20 protein-coding genes are annotated in these 20,895 nt (G+C 69.0%); 6 read left to right on the forward strand and 14 right to left on the reverse strand.

Features of this window, described 5'->3' with window-relative positions; all coding sequences use genetic code 11:
• Positions 1-6 precede the first annotated feature (6 nt).
• The 7 genes from lptM to F1193_RS01560 form a co-directional block, all read right to left on the reverse strand.
• A complete protein-coding gene (lptM, locus tag F1193_RS01530) occupies positions 7-222 on the reverse strand; it encodes an LPS translocon maturation chaperone LptM (protein WP_246164060.1) in 216 nt (71 codons plus the stop codon).
• Between the two features lie 106 nt (positions 223-328).
• Positions 329-1,726: an argininosuccinate lyase gene (argH, locus tag F1193_RS01535; protein WP_150095905.1), complete on the reverse strand. Its 1,398-nt coding sequence runs from the start codon at positions 1,724-1,726 to the stop codon at positions 329-331.
• Between the two features lie 297 nt (positions 1,727-2,023).
• Entirely contained in the window at positions 2,024-2,905 is an 882-nt protein-coding gene (locus F1193_RS01540; protein ID WP_150095906.1) for a 3-hydroxybutyryl-CoA dehydrogenase, read from the reverse strand.
• A gap of 317 nt (positions 2,906-3,222) precedes the next feature.
• Positions 3,223-4,170 carry an electron transfer flavoprotein subunit alpha/FixB family protein gene (locus F1193_RS01545; protein ID WP_150095907.1) on the reverse strand — a complete coding sequence of 316 codons (948 nt, stop codon included), beginning with the start codon at positions 4,168-4,170 and terminating at the stop codon, positions 3,223-3,225.
• Complete coding sequence (locus tag F1193_RS01550) at positions 4,170-4,919, reverse strand: electron transfer flavoprotein subunit beta/FixA family protein (RefSeq protein ID WP_150095908.1); 750 nt, start codon at positions 4,917-4,919, stop codon at positions 4,170-4,172. Before F1193_RS01550 ends, F1193_RS01545 begins: the two co-directional genes overlap by 1 nt.
• 282 nt (positions 4,920-5,201) lie before the next feature.
• On the reverse strand, positions 5,202-5,912 hold the full coding sequence (locus F1193_RS01555) for a rhomboid family intramembrane serine protease (RefSeq protein WP_150095909.1): 711 nt from the start codon (positions 5,910-5,912) through the stop codon (positions 5,202-5,204).
• Between the two features lie 110 nt (positions 5,913-6,022).
• Positions 6,023-6,481 carry a host attachment protein gene (locus F1193_RS01560; RefSeq protein ID WP_150095910.1) on the reverse strand — a complete coding sequence of 153 codons (459 nt, stop codon included), beginning with the start codon at positions 6,479-6,481 and terminating at the stop codon, positions 6,023-6,025.
• Positions 6,482-6,764: 283 nt separating this feature from the next.
• On the opposite strand from F1193_RS01560, the gene F1193_RS01565 reads away from it, so the two are divergent.
• The gene (locus F1193_RS01565; protein ID WP_150095911.1) at positions 6,765-7,004 is read left to right on the forward strand and encodes a DUF4160 domain-containing protein; all 240 of its coding nucleotides are present in this window, start codon (positions 6,765-6,767) and stop codon (positions 7,002-7,004) included.
• Positions 6,991-7,479 carry a hypothetical protein gene (locus tag F1193_RS01570; RefSeq protein WP_170263251.1) on the forward strand — a complete coding sequence of 163 codons (489 nt, stop codon included), beginning with the start codon at positions 6,991-6,993 and terminating at the stop codon, positions 7,477-7,479. The genes F1193_RS01565 and F1193_RS01570 overlap by 14 nt, the downstream gene beginning before the upstream one ends.
• A gap of 105 nt (positions 7,480-7,584) precedes the next feature.
• Here the strand turns inward: F1193_RS01570 and F1193_RS01575 are convergent, their stop codons facing one another.
• Together F1193_RS01575 and F1193_RS01580 are read right to left on the reverse strand one after the other, a co-directional pair.
• Positions 7,585-9,261 carry an acyl-CoA dehydrogenase family protein gene (locus F1193_RS01575; RefSeq protein WP_150095913.1) on the reverse strand — a complete coding sequence of 559 codons (1,677 nt, stop codon included), beginning with the start codon at positions 9,259-9,261 and terminating at the stop codon, positions 7,585-7,587.
• A gap of 83 nt (positions 9,262-9,344) precedes the next feature.
• A complete protein-coding gene (locus F1193_RS01580; protein WP_150095914.1) occupies positions 9,345-10,226 on the reverse strand; it encodes a DMT family transporter in 882 nt (293 codons plus the stop codon).
• Between the two features lie 631 nt (positions 10,227-10,857).
• Here F1193_RS01580 and F1193_RS01585 point away from each other — a divergent pair.
• Positions 10,858-11,691 (forward strand): YihY/virulence factor BrkB family protein, encoded by an 834-nt coding sequence (locus F1193_RS01585; RefSeq protein ID WP_150095915.1) that lies wholly within the window; start codon positions 10,858-10,860, stop codon positions 11,689-11,691.
• A 141-nt stretch (positions 11,692-11,832) separates the two neighbouring features.
• Here the strand turns inward: F1193_RS01585 and F1193_RS01590 are convergent, their stop codons facing one another.
• Together F1193_RS01590 and rpmF are read right to left on the reverse strand one after the other, a co-directional pair.
• Positions 11,833-12,231, reverse strand: coding sequence for a hypothetical protein (locus F1193_RS01590; protein ID WP_246164061.1), 399 nt, complete (start codon positions 12,229-12,231; stop codon positions 11,833-11,835).
• Between the two features lie 282 nt (positions 12,232-12,513).
• Positions 12,514-12,699, reverse strand: coding sequence for a 50S ribosomal protein L32 (rpmF, locus tag F1193_RS01595; RefSeq protein WP_150095917.1), 186 nt, complete (start codon positions 12,697-12,699; stop codon positions 12,514-12,516).
• 178 nt (positions 12,700-12,877) lie between these two features.
• Between rpmF and F1193_RS01600 the strand changes: the two genes are divergently transcribed.
• A complete protein-coding gene (locus F1193_RS01600) occupies positions 12,878-13,813 on the forward strand; it encodes a polyprenyl synthetase family protein (RefSeq protein WP_150095918.1) in 936 nt (311 codons plus the stop codon).
• Between the two features lie 246 nt (positions 13,814-14,059).
• Here the strand turns inward: F1193_RS01600 and F1193_RS01605 are convergent, their stop codons facing one another.
• The 3 genes from F1193_RS01605 to F1193_RS01615 form a co-directional block, all read right to left on the reverse strand.
• Entirely contained in the window at positions 14,060-16,117 is a 2,058-nt protein-coding gene (locus F1193_RS01605; protein WP_150095919.1) for a potassium transporter Kup, read from the reverse strand.
• A gap of 413 nt (positions 16,118-16,530) precedes the next feature.
• Positions 16,531-17,841: a flavodoxin-dependent (E)-4-hydroxy-3-methylbut-2-enyl-diphosphate synthase gene (ispG, locus tag F1193_RS01610; protein ID WP_150095920.1), complete on the reverse strand. Its 1,311-nt coding sequence runs from the start codon at positions 17,839-17,841 to the stop codon at positions 16,531-16,533.
• Between the two features lie 106 nt (positions 17,842-17,947).
• Positions 17,948-18,487, reverse strand: coding sequence for a Fur family transcriptional regulator (locus F1193_RS01615; protein WP_150095921.1), 540 nt, complete (start codon positions 18,485-18,487; stop codon positions 17,948-17,950).
• A gap of 222 nt (positions 18,488-18,709) precedes the next feature.
• On the opposite strand from F1193_RS01615, the gene F1193_RS01620 reads away from it, so the two are divergent.
• Positions 18,710-19,003, forward strand: a complete 294-nt coding sequence (locus F1193_RS01620; RefSeq protein WP_150095922.1) for a GlsB/YeaQ/YmgE family stress response membrane protein — start codon at positions 18,710-18,712, stop codon at positions 19,001-19,003.
• A 561-nt stretch (positions 19,004-19,564) separates the two neighbouring features.
• On the forward strand, positions 19,565-20,845 hold the full coding sequence (locus F1193_RS01625; RefSeq protein ID WP_150095923.1) for an Hsp70 family protein: 1,281 nt from the start codon (positions 19,565-19,567) through the stop codon (positions 20,843-20,845).
• Positions 20,846-20,895: the final 50 nt, after the last annotated feature.

Genomic DNA, 20,895 nt, shown 5'->3' on the forward strand with positions numbered 1-20,895 from the left:
CGAGGCTCAGTTCAGCAGCTTGTCGAGCAGGATCGGGTCCTTGGGCTTGACCGGCCCCTTGGGCGGCTTGGCCTTGTCGTTTTCGGTGCCGGGCGGCGGCTCCCAGCTGCCGGGCGGCGGCTCCAGCGCGCCCTTGCGGCCGCAGCCCGCCGTGGCCGCGGCCAAAACGAGCGCGCCGGCGAGGAGGAACAGGCGGCGGCGGGAGGGGAGAATCGCACTCACGCGGGTCGTCTCCATGAAGCAGGGCCGTATCAAGCGGGGCCGTGCAGTCCGGGCGTCCGGCCCGAGGTCGCGACGGACGCCCCGGCCGGCAAAATCTCTGCCTTGTCTACGCCGCGCGGCCCTCGGCCGCCAGTTTTTCCAGCCAGCGTTTGGCCTGGGCCTCGACATTGGCCGGCGCGGTGCCGCCATAGGAGGTGCGGCTCCTCACCGAGTTCTCGACCGAGAGCACCTCGTAGACCTCGGCGGTGATGCGCGGCTCGACCGCCTGCATCTGGTCGAGCGCCAGCTCGTCCAGGGCGAGCCCGGCGGCCGCCGCAGCGGCGACGATGCGGCCGGTGACGTGGTGGGCCTCGCGGAACGGCAGGTTGAGGCGGCGCACCAGCCAGTCGGCAAGGTCGGTGGCGGTGGAGTAGCTGCCGCCGGCCGCGGCCTTCATCGCCCCGGCATTGGGTTCGAGATCGCGGATCATGCCGGCCATCGCGGCGAGGGCCAGCGACAGGGTGGCGAGCGCATCGAAGCCGCCCTCCTTGTCCTCCTGCATGTCCTTGGCATAGGCGAGCGGCAGGCCCTTCATCACCGTGAGGATGCCGATCAGCGCGCCGACGATTCGTCCGGTCTTGGCGCGTACCAGTTCGGCGGCGTCGGGGTTCCTCTTCTGCGGCATGATCGAGGAGCCGGTGGTGAAGGCGTCCGACAGGCGCACGAAGCCGAACGGCGCCGAGGTCCAGATCACGATCTCCTCGGCCAGCCGCGACAGGTGGACGGCGGCGATCGCGGCCATGGCCAGCGATTCCATCAGGAAGTCGCGATCCGACACCGCATCCAGCGAATTGGCGGTCGGCCGGTCGAAGCCGAGCTCGGCCGCGGTCATGTCGCGGTCGATCGGAAACGAGGTGCCGGCGAGCGCCGCCGAGCCCAGCGGGCACTCGTTGAGGCGGCGGCGGGCATCCTTAAGCCGGCCGCGGTCCCGCGCCGCCATCTCGACATAGGCCAGCAGATGATGGCCGAAGGTCACCGGCTGGGCGGTCTGCAAATGGGTGAAGCCCGGCATCACGGTGGCGGCGTGCGCCAGCGCCTTCTCGGCCAGCGCCTGCTGGAAGTCCTTGAACTGGAGGTCGAGCGTATCCAGCGTGTCGCGCACCCACAGCCGGAAGTCGGTCGCCACCTGGTCGTTGCGCGAGCGTGCGGTGTGCAGCCGCCCGCCGGCCGGGCCGATGCGCTCGGTCAGCCGCGCCTCGATGTTGAGGTGGATGTCCTCCAATTCGCGCGAGAACTGGAAGGTGCCGGCGTCGATCTCGGCCTCGATGGCGGCGAGCCCGAAGCGGATGGCGGCGGCGTCCTCGGCCGAGATGATGCCCTTGGCCGCCAGCATGGCGGCATGCGCCATCGAGCCGCGAATGTCCTGGGCGTGCAGGCGCTTGTCGAAGCCGATCGAGGCGTTGATCTCCGCCATGATCTCGGCGGGCGGCGAGGCGAAGCGGCCGCCCCACATCCTGTTGCTCATGATCGTTCTCCGAGGCTGAGACGGTGGGGGCACGAGCACCGGGCAGACGGAAGCGCCAAGGCGGCAGCGCCGCCGGACGCGGAGGAATGCCCGGCTTTCCGCAGCGGCCCTCGCCGGACCCGGCGTGTTCTAAGGGATCGACGGCGGTGGCGGCAAGGTGGCGGGCGCGATCCGTCGCGCATCGCGGCGCTGGCCTTCAGCGCATCCTCCGATGTACGGAACTCAAGCGGACGCTCTGCGGCTTGATCTGTCGCAATCCCGTCCGCAGGACCGGTTCGCGCTCTTGCGGAGAATGCTCTAGCGGGTCGGCACCGGCTTCTCGCCGCGATAGTCGTAGAAGCCGCGCTGGGTCTTGCGGCCGAGCCAGCCGGCCTCGACGTACTTCACCAGCAGTGGGCAGGGCCGGTACTTGGAGTCGGCCAAGCCCTCATAGAGCACCTGCATGATCGACAGGCAGGTGTCGAGGCCGATGAAGTCGGCGAGCTGCAGCGGCCCCATCGGGTGGTTGGCGCCGAGCCGCATGGCGTTGTCGATGGCCTCGACGGTACCGACGCCCTCATAGAGCGTGTAGACCGCCTCGTTGATCATCGGCAGCAGGATGCGGTTGACGATGAAGGCCGGGAAATCCTCCGCCACCGCATAGGTCTTGCCGAGCCGCCGCACGAACTCCTTGGAGGCCTCGAAGGTCTCCTCGCCGGTGGCGATGCCGCGCACCAGCTCCACCAGCTCCATCAGCGGCACCGGGTTCATGAAATGGATGCCCATGAACCGTTCGGGCCGGTCGGTCACCGCGGCGAGCCGGGTGATCGAGATCGAGGAGGTGTTGGTGGCGATCATGGCGCGGGGATTGAGGACGACGCACAGATCGACCAGGATCTTGCGCTTGATGTCCTCCTTCTCCACCGCGCTCTCGATCACCAGATTGCAGTCGGCGAGCCGGGCGAGGCCGACCGAGGGCTTGATGCGGTCGAGCGCGATCTTGCGCTCCTCGTCCGTCAGCTTGCCGCGGGTGACAAGGCGAGCCATGTTGCCGGTGATGGTCGCGAGGCCGGATTTGACGCGGTCCTCGGACACGTCGCTGAGAACGACGTCGTAGCCGGCGACGGCACAGACATGGGCGATGCCGTTTCCCATCTGGCCGGCGCCGATGACTCCAATCTTCTTGATTTCGAACGTCATCGTTCCCACTCGCCCAGGTGCGCAGAGGGTCGTCCCTTCGCGCGAGAGCACCTTATACGGATTCCGGCCTGATCGGCCGGAATCCGTACCATGCGAACTTCGGCCCAGGGGCCGGCGTTCGTGTCACATGAAATCGGGCGGATCAAGCCGGATTTCGAACTTCCAGTCGCCAAGAATCCATTATCGAACAAGGATTTTTGCCGAGTGTGGTTCCGTGATCACGGCATCACCTTCCGGAAACCGGGTTGCCCGCTGACTCCTTTGCCGACTCACTTGCCGGTTCAATTGCCAATTCGCTTACCGGTTCACGGGCCGATTCACTTGCCGATCTTGGCCAGCTCGTCCTGCAGGGCCGGGAGGGCCTGATAGAGGTCCGCTACTAGGCCGTAGTCGGCGACCTGGAAGATCGGCGCTTCCTCGTCCTTGTTGATCGCCACGATCACCTTGGAATCCTTCATGCCGGCGAGGTGCTGGATGGCACCCGAAATACCGACCGCGATGTAGAGGTCCGGCGCCACCACCTTGCCGGTCTGGCCGACCTGCCAGTCGTTGGGGGCGAAGCCGGCATCGACCGCGGCGCGCGAGGCGCCGACCGCCGCGCCCAGCCTGTCGGCCAGCGGCTCGATGTATTTGGCGAAGTTCTCACGCGACTGCATCGCCCGGCCGCCCGACACCACCACCTTGGCCGAGGTCAGCTCCGGCCGGTCGGAGACCGACAGCTCCTCGCCGACGAAGCTCGCAAGGCCAGGGTCGGCCGCAGGCGAGACCGCCTCGACCGGCGCGTCCGCGCCGCCCGCCGGGGTGGCGGCGAAGCTCGCGGTGCGCACGGTGAGGACCTTCACCTTATCGGCCGACTGCACGGTCTGGATGGCGTTGCCGGCATAGATCGGCCGCTCGAACGTGTCGGGCCCCACCACCTTGGTGATCTCGGACACCTGCATGACGTCGAGCATCGCGGCGACGCGCGGCATCAGGTTCTTGCCGGTGGTGGTGGCGGCCGTGACCAGCGCGCCATAGCCGCCGGCGAGCGACACCACGAGAGCCGCCACCGGCTCGGCGAGCAAATGGGCGTAGCGGGCGTCGTCGGCGAGCAGCACCTTCTCCACGCCCTCCAGCTTGGCGGCGGCGTCGGCGATGGCCCCCACGCCCGCGCCCGCCACCAGCACATGGACCGGCGCGCCGAGCCCGCGGGCGGCGGTGAGCGCCTTGGCGGTGGCGTCGGAGAGATGGCCCGCGGCGTAATCGGCGATCAGCAGCGTCGTCATCACAGCACCCCCGCTTCGTTCTTGAGCTTGGCGACCAGCTCCTCGACCGAGGCGACCTTGGCGCCGGACTTGCGGGCGGGCGGTTCGGTGGTCTTGAGCACCTTGAGGCGCGGCGCCACGTCGACGCCGAGCGCCTCGGGCGTCTTCTCGTCGATCGGCTTCTTCTTGGCCTTCATGATGTTGGGCAGGCTGGCGTAGCGCGGCTCGTTGAGCCGCAGGTCGGTGGTCACCACCGCCGGCAGCTTCAGCCGCACGGTGGCAAGACCGCCATCGACCTCGCGGGTGACGTTGAGCGAGCCGTCGGTCGCCACCACCTTGGAGGCGAAGGTGCCCTGCGGCCAGCCGAGCAGGGCGGCCAGCATCTGGCCGGTCTGGTTGCAGTCGTCGTCGATCGCCTGCTTGCCCATGATCACCAGGCCCGGGGCCTCGGCCTCGACCAGCTTGGCGAGAATCTTGGCGACCGCCAGCGGCTCGACCACCGCATCGGTCTTCACCAGGATGCCGCGGTCGGCCCCCATGGCGAGCGCGGTACGCAGCGTCTCGGAGGCCTGCGCCGGGCCGATCGACACCGCCACGATCTCGGTCGCCGTGCCCTTCTCCTTCAGCCGGATGGCCTCCTCGACGGCGATCTCGTCGAACGGATTCATCGACATCTTGACATTGGCGAGATCAACGCCCGAACCGTCCGCCTTGACGCGGATCTTGACATTGTAATCGACCACCCGCTTCACGGGCACCAGAACCTTCATCCAAATCTCCCCGCGGAGCAGCACTCTCGCCGGCCTCGCCAGGGCGCGAACGGCGGGCTGCGCGTCTTGTTATGCGAAATCCGCCCTCGAGGGCGGATTTCGGCGTCCGGTCGCCGAATTCCCGTTGCCGAACAAGAGGTTTCGGCGAAACCGCATCCGGGACCGCAACGGGATCAGCCGGAAACGGCGCTGTTTCGCCGCCCTCGGGCGCACGAAGCCGGGGCACGGTAGCGGTGGGGCAACGATTGTCAATTATGCGGCCGGCGTAGAGCCCGCCCCGAGTCAGGGCGTTCCGGCATCCAAGCCGCGGTCGAACAGCGGCACGTCCGGCCGGCGCAGCGGCACCACCAGCACGGCGCCGGCGATCAGGCCGCCGATGTGCGCCCACCACGCGGTGCCGTCGTCATTGGCCAGCACGCCATTGACCCCCTGCAGCACGATCCAGGCGCCAAGCGCCACGGCGGCCGGAATCCGGATCGGGATGCGCATCAGCACCAGCACCCACACCTTCACCCGCGGATGCAAGATGAGATAGGCCGACACGCACCCGGCCACCGCGCCCGAGGCGCCGACCAGCGGGATCTCCGAGCCCGGCACCGAGGCGACATGGGCGAGGCCCGCCACCACCCCGCACACCAGATAGAAGACGATGAAGCGGACGTGGCCCATGGCGTCCTCGACATTGTCGCCGAACACCCACAAAAACAGCATGTTGGTGACGAGGTGCAGCCAGCCGGCGTGCAGGAACATGTAGGTGACGAGCGTCGCCTCGGTGGGCAGGCGCACCAGCTCCGGCGGCAGATAGGCGAAGTCGGTCATCACCGCCGGAATGACGCCGAACGAGGCCAGCATCGCCTCGGAGGCCGGCTCGCCGACCACCCGCGGCTCCTGGAACAGGGCGTAGATCAGGATGTTGGCCAGGATCAGCAGGCGGGTGACCCACGGCACCGCCAGATGGCGCAGCGGGTTGTGGTCGTAGAGCGGAACGAACATCGGGGGCGGCCTCCGCTGCCCAGCTTGGCGCCAAACCGGACTGGCGCCAAGCCGCGGTTGACACCGGCAAGCGCGGCCGGCGCGATGCCGTCCGGTCTTTGCGGGGTGCCTCAGCCCGCCAAGAGCCGCTCGATCTCGGGCACAGGATGGTTGGTGAGCGTCTTGTCGAGCTCGCCGATGATCTTCTTCCGGACCGGATCGTCGAATGCATCGCGCAGCTCGGCCAGCGTCTTGGGGGGCGCCACCACCGCCAGCTTCTCGAACCGGCCGGCGCGGGCGGCCCCGGCCAGGGCCGAGGCGACATCGCGGGCGAAGCGGGCCTCGGCGATCTCGTGCCAGTCGGTCGCCTCCACGGCGCTGCGCCGGGTGCCACCCTCGGCGGAGGCGATCACCCGGCCGGGCCGCTCGCTGCCCTGCGAGGCGGCCGAGGGATTGGCGGGGGCCTCGAACACCTCCTGGACGACGAGCTTCAGTTTGTCCGGCGAGCCCTCGTTCTGGAACACCAGGGCCTTGCGGCCGTCGCCGACCAGCACCCAGGCGTCGTGGGGAATCCGCACGGCGTCGCCCATTGCATCCTCCGAGTTTGGGGGTCGAAGCTCGCTGAAAGGGTAGTGCGGCGGCGCGGTTCGTCAAATGGCGGCGGGGCGTGAGCGCTTCCGGCCCTCGATCGGGCCAATCCATTTGGGTTCGCCGGTTGCGCCGCCGCAAGGTGCTTCTGGTCGTTGAAACGATGACGGGCTGCACAAGAGGCTGGTGTCGATTGAGCGTGTGCATGTGCAATTGTTTCACAATTCCCGGCTTGCGGATGTGAAGCCATTGCACTATCCTTCCCGTTCGTGAGACCGCTGGACAGTGCCCGAGATCGTTCGTCTCGCCCGATGCAAGATCTGCGTCTATCCCGGCGATCATCTGCCGCCTCATTTCCATGTGCGCGGTCCAGGTGTGCGGGTGTCGATCGATATCGTGACGCACAAGGTGCTGAGGGGAACCGGGGATAAGGCGGCGATTGGCGAGGCCGTTGCCTGGGCCAGCATTCCGGAGCATCGCCATCGCCTGTTGAGCGAGTGGAGACGGCTCAATGAACGCGACTGATGACATTTTGGATACCGGCCTGACGATTGCCCGGATCGCCCATCTTCGCGTCGTTGGGGCCAATCAGGTGGAAGTCGTCTGGTCGGAGGGGATCCGTGCCGGGCGGACGGATGTGCTCGATCTCACCCCGCTGATCGGCAGCTACAAGGTCTATCGTCCGCTGCGAAACAACCCCGATCTGTTTGCCACGGCCCATCTCATTGAGGACGGCGACGTCGTCGCGTGGGACGGTCCCGATCTCGAGATGACGGCCGAGCTGATCGAGACGCTGGCCGAGCAGAGCATGAGCCCGGCCGATTTCGAGCGGTTTCTGGTCCGGAACGGCCTGACGCATGAGGCCGCGGCGGCGCTGCTGGGACGCAGCCGGCGGCAGATCGAGAATTACCTCCACGTGGGCCCGATCCCCCGCATCGTGGCGCTGGCGTGCTTCGGCTACGAGGCCTTCGTCGCACGGGACCGCGCCAGGGCGGCGTGATCGGCGCGACGCTGGTTGCACCGGCATTCGATCAAGGCGCGGACGGGCGTCTGTGCCTTGATCGATACGGCCATCGCGTCGGCCGCAACCGCCTGCCGAGCGCCCTCAGTTCCCGCCGTCGAGCACCCGCCGCGCGATCACCTGCGCCTGGATCTCGGCGGCGCCCTCGAAAATGTTGAGGATGCGGGCGTCGCACAGCACGCGCGACACCGGATATTCCAGCGCGAAGCCGTTGCCGCCGTGGATCTGCAGCGCGTTGTCGGCGGCGGCCCAGGCGACGCGGGCGGCGAGCAGCTTGGCCATGCCGGCTTCGAGGTCGCAGCGCTTGCCCTCGTCCTTCTCGCGCGCGGCGAAATAGGTGATCTGGCGGGCGATCATGATCTCCACCGCCATCATCGCCAGCTTGTCGGAGACGCGCGGGAAGGCGATCAGCGGCTTGCCAAACTGGATGCGCTCCTCGGCATAGCGCAGGCCCAATTCCAGCGCCGATTGCGCAACGCCGATGGCGCGGGCCGCGGTCTGGATGCGGGCGGACTCGAAGGTCTGCATGAGCTGCTTGAAGCCCTGGCCCTCGACACCGCCGAGCAGGTTCGCCGCCGGCACGGTGAAGCCGTCGAAGCCGATCTCGTATTCCTTCATGCCGCGGTAGCCGAGAACCTCGATCTCGCCGCCGGTCATGCCGGGGGCCGGGAACGGATTCTCATCCGTGCCGCGCGGCTTCTCGGCCAGCAGCATGGAGAGGCCCTTGTAGCCGGGCTCGGCCGGGTTGGTGCGCACCAAAAGCGTCATCAGGTCGGCGCGCACCGGGTGGGTGATCCAGGTCTTGTTGCCGGTGACCTTGTAGACCTCGCCTTGGAGCACCGCGCGGGTGCGCAGGCTGGCGAGATCGGAGCCGGTGTTGGGCTCGGTGAACACCGCGGTCGGCAGCACCTCGCCCGTGGCGATGCGCGGCAGCCATTCCTGCTTCTGCTCTTCCGTGCCGCCGCCGAGGATCAGTTCGGCGGCGATCTCCGAGCGGGTGCCGAGCGAGCCCACGCCGATATAGGCGCGCGACAGCTCCTCGGAGACCATGCACATCGATTCCTTGCCGAGGCCCAGGCCGCCATATTCCTCCGGGATCGTCAGGCCGAACACGCCGAGCTCGGCCATCTTGGCCACGAGGTCGAGCGGGATGTAGGCGTTCTTCAGGTGCCAGGAATGAGCGTGCGGCATCACCTCGGCGTCGGCGAAGCGGCGCATCTCGGTGCGCATCTGCTCGTAGGTGTCTTCAAGCCCGGTGTCGCCGAAGGTGGCCGACCCATGCGCCGCCTGCATCAGCTGGGTGAGGCGGGCGCGGTTCTCGGCGGTGTTGCCGCGGGCGATCAGCGTCCCGACCGCCTCGGCGGCGAGCGCCGGGTGATGCGGATCGAGGCCGAGGTCGGCCAAGCGGACGATCTCGCCCTGGCTCATCGGGATGCCGCCGGAAACCTGGGCGAGGTATTCGCCAAGCCCGATCTCGACCAGCAGCGCCTCGGTCTCGCCGAAGCGGCCGGCATCCTGCATCCGCCCGGCATAGGCGGCGAGCTGGCGCACGGCCTCGACGTAGGTGGCGAGCCAGGCCAGCCCGTGGGTGGCGCGCTGCTCGCGGTCGAGCGCCGCCGACGACAGCCGACCGTCGGCGGAGACGCGCGCCCGCACCGCGCTCGTGGCGTCGGCGAGGAGCTGGTCCATCGCGGCGGCGGCGGCCGCGGCGGCCGCGACGATGTCGAAATCGGCGAAATCGCGGGCGGCGGCGCTGCTCATGGCGTGTCCTTTCGCAGTTGCGGCAATTGCGGGCCGGCACCCTAATGCCGGTGCATTGGTTTGCAATGGGACGAAAGGCGGGCCTATCCGCGCGTTGCCCGCCACACGCCGACAGCGGCGAGCGCCATGCCGAGGACCTGCACCCAGCTCAGCGTCTCGTCGAACAGGAAATAGGCCTGCACCGCGGCGGCCGGCGGCACCAGATAGATCAGGGCTGCGGCGCGGGCTACCGCACCGCGGCGGATCAGCAGCAGCAGCAGCGCCACGGCGCCGATCGAGATGGCCAGCACCGACCACGCCATCCAGCCGATGGTGACCGCGTTCCATTCCAGCCGCATGTCCTCCAGCAGCAGGGCGGCCGGAATGGTGACGATCAGCGCCCCGACATATTGCACCACGGTGGTGGTCCGCAGGTCGGCGGTGGCGACGAAGCGCTTCTGATAGAAGGTGCCGAGCGTCACCGACACCATCGCCGCGACATTCACCGCGAGCGGCACCAGCACCGCGCTGATATGGCCGGGCTCGGCCGAGGCGATCTTCGGCGTCACCACCAGCACGATGCCGATGAAGCCCAGCACGATGCCGATCCAGTGGCCGGGGCGGATGCGCTCGCCGATCAGCCAGGGGGCGAAGGCGGCGGTGAGGATCGGCTGCAGGGCGGCGATCAGCGCCGACATGCCGGCCGGCACGCCGTTGGCGACCGCCCACCACACCCCGCCGAGATAGACCGCGTGGATCAGCATCCCCGACACCAGGCCGTGGCCGATGTCGGCCCGCCGCTGCGGCCAGGGGGCGGCCACCGCCACGGCGAAGATGGCGAGGCAGAAGCCGGCGAAGGCGTAGCGGGCGCTGAGGAAGGTCAGCGGGTCGGCATAGGGCGCGATCGCCCGGGCGACGATCCAGCCGGTCGACCAGATCAGCACGAAGGACAGCGGCGCGAGCCGGTTGAGCGTCGTGGCAGTCATCGGGGCTTCCTGCGGGACGGAAAAGGGGGCGCCGGAAACTCCACGCGGAGCAAGAGGCTCCGATCGGAGCAAGACCCCGCGCAGGGCGCGGATCTCAGGTCATAGCTTAGACGGCTTGCGCGGGGAAACCGCGCCGCTGCAGCTCTGACCGGCGCTTTCGCCCTTGCCAAACCGGCCGGCACCGACGATCTGATGCCGGCGTTGGCGCCGGGCGGAGCGGCGCACCCGATCGGCCTTGCCGGCGAACCGTCTTCCGACCGCCGAAAATCCCGTTATCGAGAGGCTCTTGCAGGACTGGGGTTTTCGGCCAAACCGTTTCCGGTATCCCCAGAGGATCGACCGGAAACCGCGGACTGCCAGCGGCCGCGGCATCTGGCCGGTGGTTCCGGTCGCGGATTCTCGCGAAATCTTTGATTTCAGATGAGATAATCCGCGGGCGTCAACGGTCCCACGCGTCAGCGTCCGGGGCCGTTCGTATTGGTCGTCGGATTGTCATTCCCCTTTCGCAAGACCGGTATCCGCTCTTGCGGAGGATGCTCTAGCTTCATCGGGTTGGTTCATGTCGGGTTTGTCCGCTCTTTTCGGTCCCAACGACCGGAAGCCGGGGTCGGCGGACAGGCGGGGAGGTGTGATGCTGCGGCTGTGGCGAATCGGCTACGATGCGTTCTGGCGATTCGTCGACGATGACGGCTGGGCGCTGGCCAGCCACGTCGCGCTGTCCAGCCTGATGGCGCTGTTTCCGTTCCTGATCTTCGTCACGGCGCTGGCCGGCTTCTTCGGCTCCAAGGACCTGGCCGACGAGGCGGTGCGCATCATCCTCGAAGCCTGGCCGCAGCAGGTGGCGACCCCGATCGCCCGCGAGATCCACAACGTGCTTACCCACGTGCGCACCGACGTGCTGACCGTCGGCGTGGCGCTGGCGCTCTATTTCGCCTCGAACGGCGTCGAATCGCTGCGCATCGGGCTCAACCGCGCCTACAGCGTCAAGGAGACCCGGCCGTGGTACTTCCTGCGGCTGGAGTCGATCGGCTACGTGCTGGTCGGCTCGATGGCGATGCTGGCGGTGTCGTTCCTGGTGGTGCTCGGGCCGCTCGCCTGGGCCACCGCGGTGCGCTTCGCCCCGGCACTGGAGCCGCTCGGCTGGACCGTCACCTTCATCCGGCTGGCGGCGGCGGCCTCGGTGCTGATAATGACGCTGATCGTCGTGCACCTGTGGCTGCCGGCCGGGCGGCGCACCACCGGCGATGTGTGGCCGGGCATCGTGGTGACGCTGCTGCTGTGGCTCGGGGCCGGCGCCGCCTTCGGCCGCTACCTCGCCGAATTCGCGTCCAACTACGTCACCACCTATGCCGGCCTCGCCTCGGTGATGATCGCCTTGGCGTTTCTGTATTTCGCCGCGGCGATCTTCGTCTATGGCGGCGAGCTCAATTCGGTGATCGAGGAGGAGCGCCGCGGCCTGCGGTGATCCGCCGGGCCTTGCGGTCAGGCGGTTTCCGGTTGATCCCTTCGGGATACCGGAAACGGCCTCGCCGAAAACCCCTTGTTCCGTAACGGGATTTTCTGTGATCGGAATACGGTTTCCCGGCCGGATCAGCCGGAAACCGTATCAATCCGACAGGCGCTGGACGCTGAAGTCGCGCGAGGCGGTGCGCACCGACACCGACCAGCCGCCGATGACGTCGACGAACGAGATCACCACCAGGATGGCGAAGGTCGAGGTCGCAGCCTGCGGCAGCGTGATGAAGGCCGCCATCGCGCCGACGAAGATCAGGGTCGACAAGAGATGGTCGACGATCGAGCGCGCCGCCGTGCGGGTGGCCTTGAGGATTTCGAGAAACAGCAGGAACAGCGCGCTGCAGATCAGCGCGTCCGAGAAGGTCACCCTCCAGGTCGCGCCCGACATCATCGGCACGTCGGCCATCACCGCCGTCCACTCCACCCCCGGCATCAGGAAGGCCAGGATGAAATAGATTGCGAGCGGAATGAGCAGAAGCGGAAAACCCACCACGACGGTAACCTCCGGGGGCAACCCGGCGGACACCATGCGCCTGCCGCGGGTGCGGCAAGGCCGGAACGGCGCAGGCTGCCCCCTGATGATCCCGCGCACGCCCGGACGATCACCCGCCGGCGCGGCGCCGGCCAGGATCGGTCGAAGACGACATTCAAACGGTTTCCGGTCGATCCCCTCGGGATGCCGGAAGCGGCCTCTCCGAAAAATCCCTGATCGCAACCGGGATTTTTCGGCGGTCGGAATGCGGCTGTCCGGCCCGGTCGGCCGGAAACCGTATCAGTACTCGGCCTTGGGCGTCAGAATCTGCCGGCCGCGATACATGCCGGTCTTGAGATCGAGATGGTGCGGACGGCGCAGCTCGCCCGAATCCTTGTCCTCGACATAGGTCGGCGCCTTCAGCCCGTCGGCGGAGCGGCGCATGCCCCGCCGCGACGGCGAGGTCTTCTTCTTCGGAACAGCCATGATGGTCCTCGAAAACACTTCCAGCGCGGGTGCCCGCTCGCGCGGTCCGCGAAACCGATCGGAAAGGTGCCTATAGCCGATCGCTTCGCCCTTGGCCAGAGGCGCCCGACACGGTTGCCGCCCGGGCTTGACGGGGCGGCCGGGCTCGGGCATCGCCCCGGCGGGGGGAAATTGTCGCATGTCTAACGTGATCAGCCCGGCCGCCTTTTCGGCCCGCCTCGCCGACGTTGCCGCCGCCACGGAAACGGCGCTCGAAACGCTCCTGGCCGACGGGCCCGAGGCAAAGGGGAGCGACCGCCTGGTCGCGGCAATGCGCTACGGCGCGCTCGCCGGCGGCAAGCGCTTCCGGCCGTTCCTGGTGGTGGAGACCGCCGCGCTGTTCGGCGTGCCGCTCCAGGCGGCGATGCCGACGGCCTGCGCGCTCGAACTGGTGCATTGCTATTCGCTGGTCCATGACGACCTGCCGGCGATGGACAATGACGCGCTGCGCCGCGGCCGGCCGACCACCCACATCGCCTTCGACGAGGCCACGGCCATCCTGGCCGGCGACGCGCTGATGACGCTGGCCTTCGACGTGCTGGCGAGCGAGACCGCCCATCCCGACCCCGCGGTCCGCATCGCTTTGGTGCTGGGGCTCGCCCGCAATTCGGGCGTGGGCGGCATGGCCGGCGGCCAGATGCGCGACCTCGCGGCCGAGGGCCGCTTCGCCGCCGACCGCAAGCCCCTGGCGCTGTCGGAGGCCGAGGTGCTGGAGCTGCAGGCGATGAAGACCGGGGCGCTCCTGGCCTATGCCTGCCATGCCGGGGCGCTGATCGGCGGCGCCTCCGCGGCCGAGACGGCGGCACTCGCCGCCTATTCGACCGCGCGCGGCGTGGCGTTCCAGACCGCCGACGACCTGCTCGACGCCTACGGCGACGCCGCCACCACCGGCAAGGCGGTGGGCAAGGATGCAACTCTCGGCAAGGCGACGCTGATCAGCCTGATGGGCACCGAGCGCGCCCACGCCCGGCTGGAGGAGCTGGTGCGCGAAGCGGGCGCGGCGCTCGCGCCGTTCGGCGCACGCGCCGGCATGCTGGCCGCCGCCGCCCGTTTCGTCGCCGACCGCAAGGCGTAGAGCGTCCGCCGATCCGGTTGAATCAAGCGGACGCTCTAAGTTCTTGGTTTATCGCATTCTCTTTCGCAAAACCGGTTCCCACTTTTGCGGAGAATGCTTTAGACGAAACTGGGGTCGTCCCGGGCGAGGCGTGAGCCGAGACCCGGGACCGTTTTCAGGAAGGGGTGCCTTTTCGGATGACGGCCCCGGGTCTCGCGTTGCTCGCCCGCGGCGACGAGAACTGCCCGCCCCCGGACCGTTTCGCCGCTACACCGTGATCTGGGTGCCGACCTCCACCACCCGGCCGGCCGGGATCTGGAAGAAGTCGGTGGCGTCGCTCGCCGTCTTGGACAGCAGGATGAACAGGTGGTCCTGCCACAGCGGCATTCCGGGCTCGGCGGCGGGCCTGAGCGAGCGCCGCGACAGGAAGAATGACGTCGACATGATGTCGAAGCTGACGCCGAGCTTGCGCGCCAGCGCGAGGCCGCGCGGCACATTGGGCGATTCCATGTAGCCGAAGGTCAGCCGGATGCGCATGAAGCTCGGCGACAGGCATTCCACCACCGCCCGCTCGTCGTCCGCCACCCGCGGCTCATCGGCGCTGGCGACGGTGACGATCAGGTTCTTCTCGTGCAGCACCTTGTTGTGCTTGAGATTGTGCAGCAGCGCGCTGGGCGCCGTCTCGGCGTCGGTGGTGAGGAAGACCGCGGTGCCCGGCACCCGCGGCGGCGGCCGCCGCTCCAGCGAGGCGACGAGGCCGGTGAGCGCGACATGGGACTTGCGCGTCTTCTCGAACAGGATGCGGGTGCCCTTGACCCAGGTCCACATCAGGAGCGCCAGGAACAGGCCGAGCGCCACCGGCACATAGCCACCCTGGACGAATTTCAGCGTGTTGGCGACCACGAACGACAGGTCGATGAACAGGAACGGCAGGATCAGCAGCGCCGAGGCGGCCGGGTGCCAGCCCCAGATCCGCCAGATCACGATGAAGGCCAGCATGGCGTCCACCGCCATCGACGAGGTCACCGCGATGCCGTAGGCCGCGGCGAGGTCGCCCGAGCGCTGGAACAGCAGCACGAGGCTCACCACGCCGGCGAGCAGGAACCAGTTCACCCGCGGCATGTAGAACTGGCCGGCGTGGCTTTCGGAGGTGTAGTGCACCGACAGCCGCGGCATCAGGCCGAGCTGCACGCCCTGGCGCGTCAGCGAGTAGGCGCCGGTGATCACGGCCTGGCTGGCGATCACCGTGGCAAGGGTGGCGAGCACGATCATCGGCATCAGCGCCCAGTCCGGCGCCATGCGGTAGAACGGGTTCTCGATCGCCTCGGGATGGGCCAGCACCAGCGCGCCCTGGCCGAAATAGTTGAGCACCAGCGCCGGGAAGACGAAGCCGAGCCAGGCGAAGCGGATCGGCTTCCTGCCGAAATGGCCGAGATCGGCATAGAGCGCCTCGGCGCCGGTCACCGCCAGGCACACCGCGCCCAGCGTGATCAGCGCCACCGTGCCGTGGCGGTACAGGAACGCCACGCCTTCCAGCGGGTTGAGTGCCGCGAACACCGCCGGATCGTCGGTGATGTGGCTCAGCCCAGTGGCGGCGAGGGTTGCGAACCACACCGCCATGATCGGCCCGAAGAACGCCGCCACCCGCCCGGTGCCGCTGCTCTGAACCGCGAAGAGAACGATCAGGATGACGAGGGTGATCGGCACCACCACCGGCTCCAGCGCCGGGGCGATCAGTTCCAGGCCCTCGACCGCCGAGAGCACCGAGATCGCCGGGGTGATGATCGAATCGCCGTAGAACAGCGCCGCGCCGGCGATGCCGAGCAAAATCACCAGATTGTTGCTGCGCCCCAGCGCCCGCTGGGCCAGCGCCACCAGCGTCAGCGTGCCGCCTTCTCCATTGTTGTCGGCGCGCAGCAGGATGACGACGTATTTGACCGTCACCACCAGGATCAGCGACCACAGGATCAGCGACAGGATGCCGATCACCGCGGCGCGGTCGACCGCGCCATGGCCGCTCGCCGCCACCACCGCTTCGCGGAACGCATAGAGCGGGCTGGTGCCGATGTCGCCATAGACCACGCCGAGCGAGCCCAGCGCCAGCGTGCCGAACCCCGCGGTCACGCGGTGCTCGCGGCTCACCGGCTCGCGCGCGCCCGGCAGGCCGGCCGCGCCGGCCGGCGGCGGCAGGCTCGCGGATGCCGGAGTCGCAGGCGGCGGACCCGCCGGGCTTTCCGGGGACGGCGCGCTGTCCGGAGTCGGCTGGCTTGGCGGACGCTCCGGCGTATCGCGGCCCGAGGGGGCGGCCTCGATCTTGTTGTTCATGACCAGGGCAATGGTTCGCGGGCTTGCGGCCGGGGGCAAATCGTTCCGACGTCTCTAGAGCATTTTCCAGTCCGATGCACCACACCGGCGCCTCGGTTAGGGCGCTGTCACCGGCTGGCGCATCGGGTTTTGCACGGCGTTCTGCACGACGTCTTGCACGCTTTCGCGCACGGATTCTTTTTCGGCATCTTGTGCAGGACCGTTCGCAGCGTTCCGAAGACGTTCGTTTCGAAGACGTTCCTGTGGACGCGTTTTCGCTGCAGGCGCAGCAACGCTGCAGCACCCCGCCGGGGCCGCGTGCTTTACGGCCAATCCCGCCCGCTGGCCATCCTGGCGGCGGCGGATGGGAATGCTGCGTAGAATCGCTCCACGCTCCGTCCGGCGGATCGGGCGCGCCGCCAGTCCGGGCGTGCTCAGAACGTCGCGGAGCCGGTGCCGTCGCCGAACCGGCGCACGACATACTCCTCGACCATCGTCTGGAAGTCGGCGGCCATCGTCGGGCCGCGCAGGGTCGCCGCCTTCTTGCCGTCGATGAACACCGGCGCGGTCGGCGCCTCGCCGGTGCCGGGCAGCGAGATGCCGATGTCGGCGTGCTTGGATTCGCCGGGGCCGTTGACGATGCAGCCCATCACCGCCACCTGCAGGGTCTCGACGCCAGGGAGCGTCTTCTTCCATTCCGGCATGCGGTCCAGAATGTAGGTCTGGATGGTCTTGGCCAGTTCCTGGAAGGTGGTCGAGGTGGTGCGCCCGCAGCCCGGGCAGGAGGCGACCAGCGGCACGAAGGTGCGGAAGCCCATGGTCTGCAGGATCTCCTGCGCCACCTTGACCTCCAGCGTGCGGGTGGCGCCGGGCTCGGGCGTCAGCGACACGCGGATGGTGTCGCCGATGCCCTCCTGCAGCAGCACCGACAGCGCCGCCGCCGAGGCGACGATGCCCTTGGAGCCCATGCCGGCCTCGGTGAGGCCGAGATGCAGCGCATAGTCCGACCGGCGGGCGAGCTCGCGATAGACCGCGATCAGATCCTGCACCGCCGACACCTTGCCCGACAGCACGATGCGGTCGCGGCCAAGGCCGATCTCCTCGGCGCGCGCCGCCGACAGCAGCGCCGACTGTACCATCGCCTCGCGGGTGACCGCGCGCACGTCGGCCGGCCGGTCGGTGCGGGCGTTGATGTCCATGAGGTGGGTCAGCAGCTCCTGGTCGAGCGAGCCCCAATTGACGCCGATGCGCACCGCCTTGCCGTACTTGGCGGCCATCTCGACGATGGTGCCGAACTGCTTGTCCTTCTTGTCCTTGAAGCCGACATTGCCCGGGTTGATGCGGTACTTCGCCAGGGCCTCGGCGCATGCCGGATATTCGGCGAGCAGCTTATGGCCGACATAATGGAAGTCGCCGATCAGCGGCACGTCGACGCCCATGCGGTCGAGCCGGTCGCGGATGAGCGGCACCGCGGCGGCGGCCTCCTCGCGGTCGACGGTGATGCGCACCAGCTCCGAGCCCGCCTGCGCCAGCGCCGCCACCTGCTCGGCGGTGGCCTCGACATCGGCGGTGTCGGTGTTGGTCATCGACTGCACCACCACCGGGGCGCCGCCGCCGACCCGAACGCCGCCGACCGAGACGGCGACGGACTTGCGCCGCGGCGCCGGCCCGGCGTCGGAAACGGCCAGACTGACCGGGATGTTGTCGAGTTGGATGTCGGCCGGGGCCGTCAGGGGCGCGTTCATCGGCACCACTCCGTTCGCTGCCGTCGAGGTAGGAGACCGCGGCCTCCCAGTCAATGCGAACGTCCCCTCAATGCCGACCCGCCGGGGGCAACATTGCCGCAGGCGCTCACGGCCGCCGGCATGCCGCGCACAGGCCCGGCACCTCGATCACCGGCGCCCGCGCCGCGAAGTCCCGGCCGGCGGCGGCGGCCTGGATGGCGCACTGCATCTCAGGCGAGCTCGCCTCGGCGGTGGCGCCGCAGCGCTCGCAGATCAGGAACACCACCGGCTCGCCGGCGCCGTGGCGGTGGGTGCAGACAATGAAGGCGTTGCGGCTCTCCAGCCGGTGGACGAAGCCCTCGGCGACCAGAAAGTCGAGCGCCCGATAGACCGAGATCGGCGCCGGCCGCACGCCGTGCCGGCCGAGCCGGTCCATGATGTCGTAGGCGCCGAGCGGCACCTCGCTGGCCGCCAGCGCCTCCAGCACCCGCCGCCGCATCGGCGTCAGCCGCCGCTCGCGGCCGCTGCACGCTGCCTCGGCCTCGGCGAGGATCGAGGCCGCGTCGCGGCCGGCAGGATCGCAACCGAAGCACCCGGCCGGACGATCGGCGGGCGCATGATCGGCGTGCGCGTCGCCGTGCTGGGGGAGAACGCCCGATGTCGTCATGGCGCGATCATACACTTTGAGGTCAAGGGTGCACCTCTGAGGCAAGGATGTACCTTCGGCGCCGCCCTGTCTGCGCCCCGCCAGTCGTCCGACACGGCGGAACAAGTGGATCGCGCGCGGGTTGTCCTGTCACGCACCTATACAGCATTCCGGGCCCGGTCGGCATCGTCCTCCGGCCGCGAGCCTGTGACCTGCGATTGCACCCAACTCGGAGGACTGGCGATGACGCTTTCGGGCGAAAGCCTTTTGATTATTCTGGTGGTCGGTCTGGTCGCCGGGTGGCTCGCCGGGCAGATCTTCCGGGGCACCGGGTTCGGCATTGCCGGCGATCTGATCGTCGGCCTGCTCGGCGCGGTGATCGGCAGCTGGCTGTTGCCGCAGCTCGGCGTTCACCTCGGCAGCGGCCTTCTCGCCGCCATCGTCAACGCCACGATCGGCGCGCTGGTGCTGCTCTTCATCATCGGCCTCGTGCGCAATGGGCCGGGGTGGGGCGGCGGCTGGAGCCGGCGCTGGTAGCTTGGCCAAAGAGGGCCGACCCGGCGTGCCCGGGCCGGCCGCTTGCACGCAATCCGTGCAGTCCCGCGCGCATCCACGAACCTCGCGTCTCGCCGTTGCCATTGCCGGCGAGACGCGGCGGGTGCGCCCCTTGAAGATCCTCCCCTGACGCCCGCCCTTGACGTCCTGTCTCGAACCCCTGCCCTTGAAACCCTGCCCTTGGCCTGAAGCCCTGGCGGCCCCGCGAAATCGGTTTGATGTCGAGGGGCGGCGCCCGCCGGGGCCGGTCGCGGTCCGCCGCGCGACATATCGCGCAACCCGGCTCGGGCGGGCCGGCTGCCGCCGCGCGCCTCCCCCTCGTCTTCCGCGCGGTCTATGATGTAGCTTGCCGGCGATAACGCCGTGTTTCCCGACCGCAGTCTCGCCGACAACCCCTGTTCGAAAAGGGGATTTTCGGCGACTGGAACGCGAGACTCCGGCCCCTGAGGCCGGATTTCGCATGACGCCAGCCATCGCCACACCGGCCGACCCCGGCGCCGTTCCGCGCCGCCGGAGGGCGGCCGTTTCGCCCTTGAAGGACCGATGAACCCGACCCCCCGCCGCGCACTCCCGAGCCGTCCCTGCGGCATCGACTTCGGCACCTCCAACTCCACCCTCGGCGTCGTCGACGGCGCGCCGCGCCTCGTGCCGCTGGAGGGCGCCGCGACCGACCTGCCGACCGCGGTGTTCTACGGCACCGAGCCCGACACCCGCTTTTTGATCGGCCGGGCCGCCGTGGCGGCCTATGTCGAGGGCCATGGCGGGCGGCTGATGCGCTCGCTGAAGTCGGTGCTGGGCACCGCGCTGATCGAGGAGACGACGCAGGTCCACCGCCGCCGCATCCCCTTCCGCGACATCGTGAGCGCCTTCGTGCGCGAGGTGAAGACGCGGGCGGAAGCCCAGCTCGGCAGCCCCCTCACCAAGGTGGTGATGGGCCGCCCCGTCCATTTCGTCGACGACGACGCGGACGCCGACGCCCGCGCCGAGGCGACGCTCGCCGAGGTGGCGCACCATGTCGGCTTCAAGGAGGTGTCGTTCCAGTACGAGCCGGTGGCGGCGGCGCTGGCCTATGAGCAGGAGGTCGCGCGCGAGACGCTGGCGCTGATCGCCGATCTGGGCGGCGGCACCGCCGACTTCACCTTGGTGCGGCTCGGCCCAGAGCGGCGCAAGGCGGCCGACCGCGCCGCGGACCTCCTGGCCAATGACGGCGTGCGCATCGGCGGCACCGATTACGACCAGCGCCTCGCCATGGCCAGCGTGATGCCGCAATTCGGCTTCGGCTCGCGCATGGCGCGCGGCGACATCGACGTGCCGGGCGGGCCCTATTGGGATCTCGCCACCTGGTCGCAGGTCAACCGGCTCTATGACCCGAAGGCGATTTCGCAGATCCGCTCGACCCGCCGCGATGCGGCGCAGCCGGAATTGGTCGAGCGCCTGCTGCACGTCATCGAGGCGCGGCGCGGCCACGGCATCCTGATGGCGGTGGAAGAGGCCAAGATCACGCTCTCAGACAAGGACCGCGCCGCCATCGACCTCTCCTGGCTGGAGGCGGGGCTTGCCGCCGAGGCCACCCGCGACGGCTTCGAGGACTCGACCGCCCGCCTGACGTCGCGCCTTGCCGACACCGTGCGGCGCTGCCTCGCTGCGGCGGGCGTTCAGCCGGACGACGTCGATGCGCTGTTCTTCACCGGCGGCACGTCCGCCATTCCGGCGGTGCGGTCGGTGATCCGGGGGGTGGTGCCGCAGGCCGCGGTGGTCGACGGCGACCGCTTCGGCGCCGTCGGCACCGGCTTGGCGGTGGAGGCGCAGAGGAGGTATGGGTGAGCCGGCAAACGAAAACCCCGCGCCTCGGCGCGGGGTTGTCAGTCTGAAAG

The organism is Blastochloris sulfoviridis (genome assembly GCF_008630065.1).
In the GTDB taxonomy this organism is placed as follows: domain Bacteria; phylum Pseudomonadota; class Alphaproteobacteria; order Rhizobiales; family Xanthobacteraceae; genus Blastochloris; species Blastochloris sulfoviridis.

Bases quoted from the DNA above. Each gene is read 5' to 3' on its own strand.
- argH (WP_150095905.1), bottom strand. From the start codon at position 1,726: ATGAGCAACAGGATGTGGGGCGGCCGCTTCGCCTCGCCGCCCGCCGAG.
- F1193_RS01540 (WP_150095906.1), bottom strand. From the start codon at position 2,905: ATGACGTTCGAAATCAAGAAGATTGGAGTCATCGGCGCCGGCCAGATG.
- F1193_RS01545 (WP_150095907.1), bottom strand. From the start codon at position 4,170: ATGACGACGCTGCTGATCGCCGATTACGCCGCGGGCCATCTCTCCGAC.
- F1193_RS01550 (WP_150095908.1), bottom strand. From the start codon at position 4,919: ATGAAGGTTCTGGTGCCCGTGAAGCGGGTGGTCGATTACAATGTCAAG.
- F1193_RS01555 (WP_150095909.1), bottom strand. From the start codon at position 5,912: ATGTTCGTTCCGCTCTACGACCACAACCCGCTGCGCCATCTGGCGGTG.
- F1193_RS01560 (WP_150095910.1), bottom strand. From the start codon at position 6,481: ATGGGCGACGCCGTGCGGATTCCCCACGACGCCTGGGTGCTGGTCGGC.
- F1193_RS01570 (WP_170263251.1), top strand. From the start codon at position 6,991: ATGAACGCGACTGATGACATTTTGGATACCGGCCTGACGATTGCCCGG.
- F1193_RS01575 (WP_150095913.1), bottom strand. From the start codon at position 9,261: ATGAGCAGCGCCGCCGCCCGCGATTTCGCCGATTTCGACATCGTCGCG.
- F1193_RS01580 (WP_150095914.1), bottom strand. From the start codon at position 10,226: ATGACTGCCACGACGCTCAACCGGCTCGCGCCGCTGTCCTTCGTGCTG.
- F1193_RS01585 (WP_150095915.1), top strand. From the start codon at position 10,858: ATGCTGCGGCTGTGGCGAATCGGCTACGATGCGTTCTGGCGATTCGTC.
- rpmF (WP_150095917.1), bottom strand. From the start codon at position 12,699: ATGGCTGTTCCGAAGAAGAAGACCTCGCCGTCGCGGCGGGGCATGCGC.
- F1193_RS01600 (WP_150095918.1), top strand. From the start codon at position 12,878: ATGTCTAACGTGATCAGCCCGGCCGCCTTTTCGGCCCGCCTCGCCGAC.
- F1193_RS01605 (WP_150095919.1), bottom strand. From the start codon at position 16,117: ATGAACAACAAGATCGAGGCCGCCCCCTCGGGCCGCGATACGCCGGAG.
- ispG (WP_150095920.1), bottom strand. From the start codon at position 17,841: ATGAACGCGCCCCTGACGGCCCCGGCCGACATCCAACTCGACAACATC.
- F1193_RS01615 (WP_150095921.1), bottom strand. From the start codon at position 18,487: ATGACGACATCGGGCGTTCTCCCCCAGCACGGCGACGCGCACGCCGAT.
- F1193_RS01620 (WP_150095922.1), top strand. From the start codon at position 18,710: ATGACGCTTTCGGGCGAAAGCCTTTTGATTATTCTGGTGGTCGGTCTG.
- F1193_RS01625 (WP_150095923.1), top strand. From the start codon at position 19,565: ATGAACCCGACCCCCCGCCGCGCACTCCCGAGCCGTCCCTGCGGCATC.